Raw genomic sequence first — 10,595 nt, forward strand, 5'->3', positions numbered from 1 at the left:
GCCACGTTCTATGTGACTCAGCATCAGGGAACAGGGTGAACAGGGTCTTAACAGCAGAGCAGAAATGGGCCGGCCCAACAAAAAAGCCCCGGCGCTAGACCGGGGCTTTGCTGGATCCGTCGCTGGATCAGTCTTTTTTGTCTTCGTCTTCGTCGGCATCCTTGTCGTCGGCGTCCGGCAAGTTGAAGAAGCTTTCTGCGTCCGGCAGAGCCTCTTCTTTGTCGTCATCCGGCGCGCCCGACAGGGTGAAGGTCTCAAGCCCTTCAATGGCGCTGGGGATCTTGGGCTCTGTGTCCATCCCAAGGCTTTGCTCGGTCGACACCAGCTTGCGACGCTCGTCATCCGACATCACGCCGCCTTCCTTGGCTTTCTTGGCGGCGGCTTTCTGCACCGCAAGGTCCAGCTCGCTTTGCTTGCACAAGCCCAATGCCACCGGGTCGATCGGCTCCATGTTCCCGATGTTCCAGTGCGTGCGCTCACGGATCGACTGGATGGTCGGCTTGGTGGTGCCAACCAGTTTCGAGATTTGCGCATCGGCCAGTTCGGGGTGGAACTTCACCAGCCACAGGATCGAGTTCGGACGGTCCTGACGCTTGGACAGCGGAGTATAGCGCGGTCCACGGCGTTTTTCCTCGCCGGTCGCAGCCGCATAGAACTTTTGCTTCAACTTGTGCAGCGGGTCTTTCTCGGCTTTCTCGATCTCGCTGGCATCCAGTTGGTTGTTGGCCACGGGATCAAACCCTTTGACCCCGGTTGCCACATCGCCATCGGCGATGCCCTGAACTTCCAACTCGTGCAGGCCACAGAAATCGGCGATCTGCTTGAAGCTTAGTGTTGTGTTGTCCACCAGCCAAACGGCTGTGGCTTTTGCCATGATCAGTTTGCTCATCTGAACACTCCTTAGATATGACCCCGGATACAACTTTCCCGCGCCCTGGCTGGGCTGCCTGTGTCGCGTGGACTTTGTCAGGCCGGTTTCCGTTGTCGGGGAACTTGAGGCCTATATAAGGGGGAAGCGTTAAAGAGGAAAGACAAAATGCGGCAGGCCTTTTTTGGTGGCATTCTATGGCTCGCATCTGCGCTGGGCGTATGGGCTGATGGCGAGCAGGCGGGCGATTTTGACTATTATGTCCTGTCGCTGAGCTGGTCACCAAATTGGTGCGCCGTCGAAGGCGATCAGCGCGGGTCGGAACAATGTGACCGGGGCCGAGACCTTGGCTGGGTCGTGCATGGTCTGTGGCCGCAATATGAGCAAGGCTGGCCCAGCTATTGCCATACATCCGAGCGCCCGCCATCGCGAGGCCTGACCAATGCGCAGGCTGATATTTTCGGGGCCGGTGGGGCGGCTTGGTATCAATGGAAAAAACACGGCGTTTGCGCGGGGCTGGAGGCCGAGGAGTATTATGACCTCGTCCGGCGCGCCTACGGCATGGTGAATCGCCCCGAGGTGCTGCGAAAACTGACCAACCCCGTTCGTCTGCCAGCGTCCGTGGTGGAAGAGGCCTTCCTGCAAGCCAATCCCGATTGGCACTCCGACATGCTGACCATCACCTGCCGCGAAGGCCGCATCCAAGAGGCCCGCCTGTGCCTGACCCGCGATCTGGAGCCGAGGATTTGCGCCCGAGATGTCCGCCTGGATTGCAGGGCGCAGAAGGCGTTGTTGGACCCGGTGCGGTAGCCAGTCCCGCCTGCGCCGGGAGAGTTACAGAAATGTCGCCTGAGGTTGGAAGACGTGTAAGGTCAGTTTGAGCCCAAAGCGACAAATGCTGCATTGCGCGCGAATGGCGGTTTCCAGACAACAGCAAAATCGGCTAATACCGAGCGGACATATACTGGAACGGGAGCACAACGTGAATATTGGGGACTGGTTCAATTCAGCAGTCAATCTGGTTATCGGCATCCTTTTGGGTTGGGCCGCCTACAAGCTCATTGGCTTGATGACAACTGCGTTTTGGCCCGTAGCAATCCTCATTCCAGTTCTCTTTCTCGGTGTATTGCTGTTGGATCGAGGGATGGATGTGGTCTTTGAGAGGTTCTTTCCTAGTGGGGTTAAGCCCGCTAGGAATCCACCTCCCAAGCCAGTTGGAAGACGCCTAAGCCTTCCCTTGGGCCTTTCCATTGGTCTCGTTGTTGCGTGGCTCGGGTTCGGTTTACCGTTCCTTGGTGCAACTTAGTCTGCCACAATAGCCGCGCAAACAATGCATCTCAAAGCCATTCGCGATGGTAGTTCATGGACGGTCTTGGCCAGGGCCAAAAGCGGCCATCGGAGAAGAGTTGACCAATGCGCGCTAAGTCCGCCAAGAAGACATTTTCGAATAATTAAATATCAGCCGCAAACTTTACGCCCCAACCTCCAACACGATCTTCCCGATATGCTGGCTGGTCTCCATCCGAGCATGAGCCTTGTGGGCATCCTCCAGTAGAAAGGTTTGGTCCATCACCGGGGCTACACGGCCAGCGTCAAGCAGTGGCCACACCTTTTCGGCCAACTCCTCGGCGATCCGCGCTTTCGCCAAATCGGACTGAGGGCGCAGGGTTGACCCCGTCACGGTCAGGCGTTTGGCCATGATCATGGCGAAGTTGATCTCGGCTTTCGGGCCGGACAGGAAGGCGATGTGGACCATGCGACCCTCAATCGCCAAACATTTGATGTTACGCGCGATATAGTCGCCACCCACCATGTCGAGGATCAGGTTGGGGCCGCCTTCATGCTTCATCACCTCGACGAAATCCTCGGTCTTGTAGTTGATGGCGCGTTCAGCTCCCAGATCGAGGCAGACAGCGCATTTCTCGTCCGAGCCTGCGGTGGTGAACACCCGCGCGCCAAAGGCGTTGGCCAGTTGGATCGCGGTTGTGCCGATGCCAGAACTGCCGCCATGCACAAGGAAACGCTCGCCTGCCTGCAACCCGCCGCGCATGAACACGTTGGACCAGACCGTGAAGAAGGTTTCGGGCAGACAGGCGGCCTCTTTCATGCCCATGCCGTCGGGCACGCGCAGGGCGTGGGCGGCGGGGGTGGTGACGTATTCGGCATAGCCGCCGCCGGGCAGAAGGGCGCAGACCTTGTCGCCGACGGCCCATTGGGTCACGCCTTCGCCCACCGCCTCAACCTCGCCCGAGGCTTCAAGGCCGGGTACGGGACTGGCGGTTGGGGGCGGTGCGTATGATCCTGCCCGTTGTAGCGCATCCGGGCGGTTGACGCCGGCAAAAGCCACGCGGATCAAGATGTCACCGGGGCCGGGTGTCGGGATCGGCTGGTCTGACAATTGCAGAACCTCGGGCCCGCCGGGTTCCGTGATCTCGATTGCGCGCATGGTGTCAGTCATTCTTTGCCCCTGTGTCTTCCGGTTCCCAACGTCCCGGGTAATTCGGATTGGGTCCCCCCGGCGCCTTGATCGTGTCAAGGATCTTGCCCGGCCCGGACATGAACGCCTTGTAAAGCGCGCTGTCGCGGGCCTGGCCCTTGATCTTCTCAATCTTCATCACATCGTCAATGCGGCGGTCCAGAAAGGCCCATGTCGCCTCGTTCCCTTCGCTTTCATCACCCAGCCAGAACAGCACGACGGATGAATAGACCGCCGACAGCGTGGCGCGTTTCGTGTACCAGTTCAGGTCGGTCGATTTGTCGCCCAATGTCTCCCAGATCAGACCACAGGTGGCCCATAGCGCGGCGGCACCGTCGCCTGCATTCTGCGGCAATGCGAAGAACGCCATGCCTTTGCGCACAAGCTCCTTGTCCGCGACCTCAAGCCGATACCGCACGCCCGCCGCGATCCGGTCGCGAAACCGCATACCGTCCAAATCCGCGGCATTCAGCCGGGCCACCATGTCGGCATCCCCCTTACGGTGATAGGCCAGCGCCAGATCCAGTGCGCCGCGGGGAAACATGGCGCGGGCGTCGGCTTCGGACATGTCGCAATCCTGCGCGGCGGCGATCAGAGTCGCGTCGCTCCACCCGTCAAACGGAACATGCGCGATGGCGGCTTCGAGCATCTTTTCTTTGTCGGTCATGGTGCGTTCCTCGCAAATAAGGGTGAACTGGACAAAAGCGGCAAGGGCTGCTAGACGGGCGCTTCCTGCAATTCTGCAAACTCTAACTTAGAAAGGTGGTGACAACCACATGCAGGTTTCGGTACGCGATAACAACGTAGACCAAGCGCTTCGTGCGCTGAAGAAGAAACTTCAGCGTGAAGGTGTCTTCCGCGAGATGAAGCTTCGGCAACATTTCGAGAAGCCCTCCGAGAAAAAAGCTCGCGAAAAAGCGGAAGCGATTCGCCGTCAGCGCAAGCTGGCTCGGAAGAAAGCACAACGCGAAGGTATGATGTAAATCATCCCCAAGCGACCCGGTGAGTGGGTTGTCAACCGCTCGCCAAAAACGACCCCCGCAGCATCCGCTTCGGGGGTTTGTTTTTTTGGTGGGGATTAATTCGCCGTCCGCCAAGCATCCAGAATGTATCGGCTGGTCATCAGATCCAGATGCGCGCCGCCGCCGTTTTTATAAAGCGTGATGTCGTCAGGCTGGCGCGTGAATACGCCGTCTTTGTGATCATAAAGGTCGCCCACAACGTCGCCCTGCTTGATCACGCCACGCGCGAGCGGGTCTTTGAATTCGCCAATATGATCCAGAACGGTATCACGGCTGTCCATGAACAGACGTGCGCGGGTCAGGGCGGTATCGTCGGCCTCGCGCATGTCCGCGCGATAAGCGCCGATCAGGTCCAGATGTTGTCCGGGGCGCAGCCAGTCGCCCTTGATCAGCGGGTCCGTGGTCATGGTGGCTGAAGTGATGATGTCCGCCTGCGCGACACCCTCTTCCAGCGAGGCGATCGTCTCTGTCTTGTCGCAATCGTCAGCGAAGCGCGTGGCCCCGTCAGGGCTGCGGTTCCAGATCAGAAAACGCGCTTGTGGGAATAGAGCACCATACGCCTCGCGCAGGTTTCGCCCGACCGTGCCTGCGCCGACGATCAAGATCACCTTGCTGTCGGGACGTGCCAAAAGCCGCGCGCCCAACACGCTGTCTCCAGCGGTTTTCCATTTGGTGACCAAGTGAAAATCGACAATCGCATCCAGCAGTCCTGTGACGTCGTCATACAGGTTCACCGCACCGTGGATCATTGGCTCGCCCCGCCCCGGATTGCCGGGCATGATGTTGGCGGTCTTCACGGCAATCCCCAGCCCGTCGATCCACGCGGATCGGGTCAGCATCGTATCCTCGCCACGATACAGGAACGTGTCGCCGATTTCGGCCTTTGGGCGGGTATGGCCTTGGATCAATGCATCGGTCAGCGCGCGCCAATCCAACAGCGTTTCAGCGTCGAACGGGATCATGTCTGGGGTCATAAGTCCGCCTTGTCGATCAATCCAAGTGCGATCAGATGATCGGACCAAACCTCTGGCCCGGAGAAGTGATGGGTTTGCCAGCCGCGCCCGGCTGCGGCGGTGATATTGTCGGCGCGATCGTCAACAAACAAAAGACCATCTGGGGCGACGCCGCAATCGGCCTCGACCATCTCGTAAATCTGTGCCTCGGGTTTGATCACGCCCATATGGCCCGAGATATAGGGGCGGTCGAAATCGGACAGGAAGTCGAATTTTGCCTTTGCCAGATCAAAGGTCTCTCGTCCGAAGTTGGACAGGGCAAATACGGGCACACCGCGTGCCTTCAACGCGCGGAGTGTTTTGACAGACAGATCAATGGCAGGCTGCGCCATGTCCAGCCAGCGGTCATGCCACAACTGGATTTCCGCGCGAAACTCCGGATAGGCCTCGGCGGTGTCATAGATGATCTGTCGAAACCCCTCGCCGCGATCCACCCGATCATTCATCGCGTGAAGATCGACGGTATCGAACATTTGCCGACGGCGCTCGGGCCCGATCCATTCATCATACAGGTCTTCGGGCTGCCAGCGGATCAGGACATTCCCGATGTCGAAGACTACGGCGTCGGGTTTGGGGGATTGGGGTTGGTTTAAGGTCATACCCGAACCCTATCCCAGTCGCCCGGCTTTGCAAGTCAGATGCTCAGGCGCGGCTCGCGCGTCCGTGGAAATCGACGACAGTTGCAAGATCTTCGGGGGACGTATCTGCTGATACGCAAGCGTGTGCGTTGGCGGCATGGTTGAAGATCGACCCGTCTGAGAAGAAGCTTGATCCGGTGACAAAGACGACCCGCGCATCTGGCAGGCGAAAAGCGACGAAGTCAGCAATCGCCAGACCTTTTCCGTCTTCGAAATCGGTATTTATCACCACCACGTCAAAGTGGTTTTCGTTCAGTGTCGTTGTGGCGTCTGCGCCTGAATGAGCACATGAAACAACTGCCCCTTGTCGTGACAAGTGGCTGGACCAGACATGCGCCAAACCTGGACTGGCTTCTACGATCAGAACCCTCATTTTTGCTCTCCAACTTGCATGATGACATGCGCAGATGTGATTTCCTATCGGTAAGCGCAGTTAGGGTTAAGGGGAAACTTGGCGTCTGTGCATCCATCGAATTGGCGTCGGTGGCGCAATTGGCTTGGATTCGGCAAATGCCATTGTCTTTTTCGTGGTTTTCCGTTTCAACCCCAAGCAGGAAAAGGGAGCGCGCGATGACCACCTGGATTACGATTTGCGATACTTGTAAACGCGAAGATTGGGATGCAATCCGCTCCCCTTTGACTGATGGCGAGGTTCTGGCCGCCCTGATCGAGGCCCGCGCCGATGGATCCGAGGTCCGGACACGGCGCGTGTCGTGCCTGATGGGGTGTGACAACAGCTGTAACGTTGCCATTCAGGCTGAAGGCAAACTGGCCTATACATTGGGCAAATTCGACCCAACGGTCGAGGCCGCGCAGGGCGTCGTGGATTACGCCAAGGCACATGCCAACAGTGCCTCAGGTCAGGTGCCTTACCGCGAATGGCCGCAGGCGGTGAAAGGCCATTTCGTAACCCGCCACATGCCGTTACCCGACGACGAATGACGCAGCGCCAACACATACGCGACCATGGTGGTGGGTTGGATGCCGCCATCGCCACATATGGCGGACAGCGTGACCGTTGGCTTGACCTGTCTACGGGTATCAACCCTATGGCTTACCCGATTGGTGACATCTCACCCAATGCGTGGACGGCCTTGCCGGACCAAGCAGCGTTTTCTCGACTCGAAGCCGCGGCGCGCGCGTTTTGGACTGTGCCTGAAGGCGCGGCTGTTCTTGCCGCACCCGGGGCCTCGTCGTTGATCGCGCGTGTGCCGACGTTGCAGTCAGTGGGGCGTGTCGTGATTTCTGGCCCAACCTACAATGAACACGCCGCCGCTTTTCGTGCGCAGGGGTGGCATGTCGATGAAGCTGGCTTAGGTGATGCGCGCGTGATCGTTCACCCCAACAATCCTGATGGGCATTTCTGGCGCGACCCTTCGTATGACCAAGCCCTTAGTGTGATTGATGAAAGCTTTTGTGATGTCGAACCAGCTGCCAGCCTGATCGCCGCAGCGACGCGGCCCGGTGTGATCGTTCTGAAAAGCTTTGGTAAGTTCTGGGGGCTTGCAGGGGTGCGGCTTGGCTTTGCTGTAGGTGACCCGCTTCTGATCGACAAGCTGCGCGAGGCTATCGGCCCGTGGCAGGTGTCTGGCCCGGCCTTGGAAATCGGTGCGCGGGCGCTGTCCGATCAATCGTGGGCCACTTCGACCCGGCAACGGCTTGGGCGCGACGCCGCACGGCTTGACGCGCTGGTCACCGCTAAAGGCGCCAAGCTGGTCGGCGGCACGACCTTGTTTCGGCTCTATGACGTGGGCGACGCGGTGGCGTGGCAGGATCGGTTTGCACGCGGTCAGGTCTGGTCGCGCATCTTCCCGTATTCAGATCGCTGGTTGCGGCTGGGTCTGCCCGCGTCTGATCGTTGGGATCAGGTGGAGGCCGCGCTATGAGCTTGGCCGGTAGCCTTGCGCTCGCAATGATCCTTGATGCGCTTTTGGGCGAACCTGCTTGGCTTTGGAAACGGGTTCCGCATCCTGCTGTCCTGATGGGCCGCGCGGTTGGCTGGCTGGACGAGACCTTCAATGAAGGGGCCAACCGATTTGCCAAGGGTGCGGTTGGCGTGCTGGCCTTCTGCGTCATTGCTGCTGCGCTGGGCTGGGTCATTTCTGATCTGCCCATGGGCGGGTTATTCGAGATCCTCATCGCAGCCATCCTGCTGGCACAACGGTCCCTGTCGGACCATGTTCAGGCCGTTGCCGATGGGCTGCGCGGCTCTGTTTCTGCAGGGCGCGCCTCGGTCGCCATGATCGTGGGGCGGGATACGTCGGACATGAACGGCGCAGCAGTTTCACGAAGCGCGATCGAAAGCGCTGCAGAGAATTTTTCAGACGGGGTCGTTGCGCCTGTTTTCTGGTTCCTTGTTGCAGGACTGCCCGGCTTGTTCGTCTACAAATTGGTGAACACCGCTGACAGCATGATCGGCCATCGAACGCCACGCCACGAGGCGTTTGGCAAGTTCGCAGCCCGTCTTGATGATGCGATGAACTGGATTCCGGCGCGCGCGACGGCCTTGCTTTTCATTGCGAGCAAACGCGGTTGGGGTGCCTTGCCTTTGATCCGCCGAGACGCCCCATTGCATCGTTCCCCGAACGCCGGATGGCCCGAGGCCGCGATGGCCGCAACCCTGGATGTCGCACTGTCCGGCCCCCGGTCTTATGAGGGTCGTCTGCAGGACTTTCCATGGGTAAACGGCAAAGGCGCACGCGACATCGGCGCGAAGGAAATCGACCAATCCGTTGATATGCTGTGGTCCGGCTGGTGGTTGCTCTTGGGGTTTGTAATCCTTCTTGCGGTTGCCACGTGACACCAGTCAGGTAACCTGTGCTCTGGTTACCGTTCTGGGGGATTATCTATGCGAAATCTATTCAGGGGCGTTGTCGCGGCTCTTTTGCTTGGCGCCGCACCGTCCGAGGCTGGCACGCTTGTGCCGTGTGGTGGTGGATTCAAAAGCTTCACGTCGGCGATGAAGGACGAGGCCGTTTCGCGCGGGCACACCAAGGCGAGCGTCGACAAGTTTTTCGCCTCTGTTCGCCAGGATCCTGCCACCCTGAAGGCGGATCGGGCGCAAGGCATCTTTCAGCGACCGTTTGTAGACTTCTCACAGCGTTTGATCAGCAATGACCGATTGGCGCGTGGCAAGTCGATGCTGCAAAAACACTCAAGTGTTTTCAATGTGATGGAAAGCAAATATGGAGTCAGCCGCGGTGTTCTGACTGCCTTCTGGGCTTTTGAGACCGACTATGGCGCGGTGCAGGGCAATTTCAACACTCTGAACTCTCTGATGACCTTGTCACATGACTGCCGACGGCCACAGCTGTTTCAACCGCAAGTCTTTGCTGCCCTTCAACTTTTTGAACACGGAAGCTTTAACCCTTCCACGTCAAAGGGCGCATGGGCCGGCGAAATTGGCATGGTCCAGATGCTGCCGGGCGATATCATCGAAGCGGGTGTAGACGCTGATGGAAACGCGCGTGTCGATCTGCGCACATCCCCTGCCGATGCGCTTCTATCTGGAGCCAACATGCTGCGCAAACTGGGCTGGCGGGCGGGTGAGCCCTGGCTGCAAGAGGTTGCAGTGCCAAAGAACTTAGACTGGTCTAAGACCGGTTTGACTCACCAGATGAGCGTTGCGCAATGGGCCCAACTGGGCGTCAAGCCGCGCCATGGGGCCTTGGGTCCGTCAAATCTTGAGGCATCAATCATTCTGCCGCAGGGTCGCAAAGGCCCAGCCTTCATCGCCTACCCGAACTTCAGGGTTTATTTCGAATGGAACAAAAGCTTCGTCTACGTGATGACAGCGGCCTATTTCGCCACACGCCTTGAAGGCGCGCCAGTCTACACGGTGGGCAAACCGGATCCGGCCTTCTCGGGTCAACAGATGAAATCGCTCCAAAAAAAGTTGAAGGCGCGTGGGCATGATGTCGGAAAGGTCGATGGAATCCTTGGTGCCAAGACCCGCGTCGCCATTCAGCAAGAGCAGATCCGCCTTGGCCTTCCAGCCGATTCCTGGCCGACAGCCAGCTTGTTAAAGGCGCTTTGATCGGTCCCAGCCCGAACACCATTGCGACCCTCGGCAAAAAATGGCCCCAAAAGGAGATTTTGGGCTCAGGACAGCGCGTCTTCGAAGCTTTTGACAAGCTCTGTCCAGATGTCGAATATCTCGTCGAAATCGTCTGAACTGACCCCGGCATTCCCGGTGTAGATGTCGTATTCCAGCAGCTTGCGCCCGTCCTCGGCTTGGTAGACCCGCCCATAGCGCTGTTCTGCGTTCCAGGCGTTCAAAGCTTCCAAAGTGATCTTGGTGTCAGCGGTATAGCCCGAAAACATCTGAAGCGAATCGCAATTCTTCGCCTCTCGGCAGCCATAGAAGAACACCGCGAACTTGGTGCCATAATACTGGATTTCGATCAGGGGATCGCCGACATTGTCTTCGGTCAGGTTCGCTGGCGCTCCGATCGCGGTGAAGTAGTCCAGAACCGATTGCGGCTCGGACGCCTTGATCGTCTCAGCGCAAGCACCCGTGGCAAAGCCTGCGGAAAAAAATGCCGCTGCGGCAAGCAAAAATGGTTTCAATATCCCAAC

Annotated in this window: 13 protein-coding genes; 6 read left to right on the plus strand and 7 right to left on the minus strand. The window is 58.6% G+C overall.

The genetic code is table 11. The features are described from left to right. Positions 1–127: 127 nt before the first annotated feature. Positions 128–889 carry a cell cycle transcriptional regulator TrcR gene (locus Q0864_RS13150; protein ID WP_298570671.1) on the minus strand — a complete coding sequence of 254 codons (762 nt, stop codon included), beginning with the start codon at positions 887–889 and terminating at the stop codon, positions 128–130. Positions 890–1,036: 147 nt separating this feature from the next. Here Q0864_RS13150 and Q0864_RS13155 point away from each other — a divergent pair, with 147 nt between their 5' ends. Then, the gene (locus tag Q0864_RS13155) at positions 1,037–1,678 is read left to right on the plus strand and encodes a ribonuclease T2 (RefSeq protein WP_298570673.1); all 642 of its coding nucleotides are present in this window, start codon (positions 1,037–1,039) and stop codon (positions 1,676–1,678) included. A gap of 661 nt (positions 1,679–2,339) precedes the next feature. Here Q0864_RS13155 and Q0864_RS13160 read toward each other — a convergent pair. Beyond that, entirely contained in the window at positions 2,340–3,326 is a 987-nt protein-coding gene (locus tag Q0864_RS13160) for an NAD(P)H-quinone oxidoreductase (RefSeq protein ID WP_298570675.1), read from the minus strand. Further along, entirely contained in the window at positions 3,319–4,011 is a 693-nt protein-coding gene (locus Q0864_RS13165) for a COQ9 family protein (protein WP_298570677.1), read from the minus strand. Before Q0864_RS13165 ends, Q0864_RS13160 begins: the two co-directional genes overlap by 8 nt. A gap of 109 nt (positions 4,012–4,120) precedes the next feature. Here Q0864_RS13165 and rpsU point away from each other — a divergent pair, with 109 nt between their 5' ends. Further along, positions 4,121–4,327 carry a 30S ribosomal protein S21 gene (gene rpsU / locus Q0864_RS13170; protein WP_091427324.1) on the plus strand — a complete coding sequence of 69 codons (207 nt, stop codon included), beginning with the start codon at positions 4,121–4,123 and terminating at the stop codon, positions 4,325–4,327. Positions 4,328–4,422: 95 nt separating this feature from the next. Here the strand turns inward: rpsU and Q0864_RS13175 are convergent, their stop codons facing one another. From Q0864_RS13175 to Q0864_RS13185, 3 genes are read right to left on the minus strand one after another with little or no spacing between them, the layout of a single operon-like run. Beyond that, the gene (locus tag Q0864_RS13175) at positions 4,423–5,340 is read right to left on the minus strand and encodes an ornithine cyclodeaminase (RefSeq protein WP_298570681.1); all 918 of its coding nucleotides are present in this window, start codon (positions 5,338–5,340) and stop codon (positions 4,423–4,425) included. Further along, positions 5,337–5,978 (minus strand): HAD family phosphatase, encoded by a 642-nt coding sequence (locus Q0864_RS13180; RefSeq protein WP_298570683.1) that lies wholly within the window; start codon positions 5,976–5,978, stop codon positions 5,337–5,339. Before Q0864_RS13180 ends, Q0864_RS13175 begins: the two co-directional genes overlap by 4 nt. A gap of 43 nt (positions 5,979–6,021) precedes the next feature. Beyond that, the gene (locus Q0864_RS13185; RefSeq protein ID WP_298570685.1) at positions 6,022–6,390 is read right to left on the minus strand and encodes a response regulator; all 369 of its coding nucleotides are present in this window, start codon (positions 6,388–6,390) and stop codon (positions 6,022–6,024) included. Positions 6,391–6,587: 197 nt separating this feature from the next. Here Q0864_RS13185 and Q0864_RS13190 point away from each other — a divergent pair, with 197 nt between their 5' ends. The 4 genes from Q0864_RS13190 to Q0864_RS13205 are packed head-to-tail and all read left to right on the plus strand — an operon-like array spanning position 6,588 to position 10,053. Next, positions 6,588–6,959, plus strand: coding sequence for a DUF1636 domain-containing protein (locus Q0864_RS13190; protein WP_298570687.1), 372 nt, complete (start codon positions 6,588–6,590; stop codon positions 6,957–6,959). Further along, the gene (locus Q0864_RS13195) at positions 6,956–7,903 is read left to right on the plus strand and encodes a threonine-phosphate decarboxylase (RefSeq protein WP_298570689.1); all 948 of its coding nucleotides are present in this window, start codon (positions 6,956–6,958) and stop codon (positions 7,901–7,903) included. Before Q0864_RS13190 ends, Q0864_RS13195 begins: the two co-directional genes overlap by 4 nt. Continuing rightward, complete coding sequence (gene cbiB / locus Q0864_RS13200) at positions 7,900–8,817, plus strand: adenosylcobinamide-phosphate synthase CbiB (protein WP_298570691.1); 918 nt, start codon at positions 7,900–7,902, stop codon at positions 8,815–8,817. The genes Q0864_RS13195 and cbiB overlap by 4 nt, the downstream gene beginning before the upstream one ends. A 48-nt stretch (positions 8,818–8,865) precedes the next feature. Further along, positions 8,866–10,053: a lytic murein transglycosylase gene (locus Q0864_RS13205; protein WP_298570693.1), complete on the plus strand. Its 1,188-nt coding sequence runs from the start codon at positions 8,866–8,868 to the stop codon at positions 10,051–10,053. Positions 10,054–10,118: 65 nt separating this feature from the next. On the opposite strand, the gene Q0864_RS13210 is transcribed toward Q0864_RS13205, so the two are convergent. Next, positions 10,119–10,586 carry a YbjN domain-containing protein gene (locus Q0864_RS13210; RefSeq protein WP_298570695.1) on the minus strand — a complete coding sequence of 156 codons (468 nt, stop codon included), beginning with the start codon at positions 10,584–10,586 and terminating at the stop codon, positions 10,119–10,121. Positions 10,587–10,595: the final 9 nt, after the last annotated feature.

The sequence above is a fragment of the uncultured Aliiroseovarius sp. genome (assembly GCF_947497285.1).
In the GTDB taxonomy this organism is placed as follows: Bacteria; Pseudomonadota; Alphaproteobacteria; order Rhodobacterales; family Rhodobacteraceae; genus Aliiroseovarius.

Bases quoted from the DNA above. Each gene is read 5' to 3' on its own strand.
- Q0864_RS13150 (WP_298570671.1), bottom strand. From the start codon at position 889: ATGAGCAAACTGATCATGGCAAAAGCCACAGCCGTTTGGCTGGTGGAC.
- Q0864_RS13155 (WP_298570673.1), top strand. From the start codon at position 1,037: ATGCGGCAGGCCTTTTTTGGTGGCATTCTATGGCTCGCATCTGCGCTG.
- Q0864_RS13160 (WP_298570675.1), bottom strand. From the start codon at position 3,326: ATGACTGACACCATGCGCGCAATCGAGATCACGGAACCCGGCGGGCCC.
- Q0864_RS13165 (WP_298570677.1), bottom strand. From the start codon at position 4,011: ATGACCGACAAAGAAAAGATGCTCGAAGCCGCCATCGCGCATGTTCCG.
- rpsU (WP_091427324.1), top strand. From the start codon at position 4,121: ATGCAGGTTTCGGTACGCGATAACAACGTAGACCAAGCGCTTCGTGCG.
- Q0864_RS13175 (WP_298570681.1), bottom strand. From the start codon at position 5,340: ATGACCCCAGACATGATCCCGTTCGACGCTGAAACGCTGTTGGATTGG.
- Q0864_RS13180 (WP_298570683.1), bottom strand. From the start codon at position 5,978: ATGACCTTAAACCAACCCCAATCCCCCAAACCCGACGCCGTAGTCTTC.
- Q0864_RS13185 (WP_298570685.1), bottom strand. From the start codon at position 6,390: ATGAGGGTTCTGATCGTAGAAGCCAGTCCAGGTTTGGCGCATGTCTGG.
- Q0864_RS13190 (WP_298570687.1), top strand. From the start codon at position 6,588: ATGACCACCTGGATTACGATTTGCGATACTTGTAAACGCGAAGATTGG.
- Q0864_RS13195 (WP_298570689.1), top strand. From the start codon at position 6,956: ATGACGCAGCGCCAACACATACGCGACCATGGTGGTGGGTTGGATGCC.
- cbiB (WP_298570691.1), top strand. From the start codon at position 7,900: ATGAGCTTGGCCGGTAGCCTTGCGCTCGCAATGATCCTTGATGCGCTT.
- Q0864_RS13205 (WP_298570693.1), top strand. From the start codon at position 8,866: ATGCGAAATCTATTCAGGGGCGTTGTCGCGGCTCTTTTGCTTGGCGCC.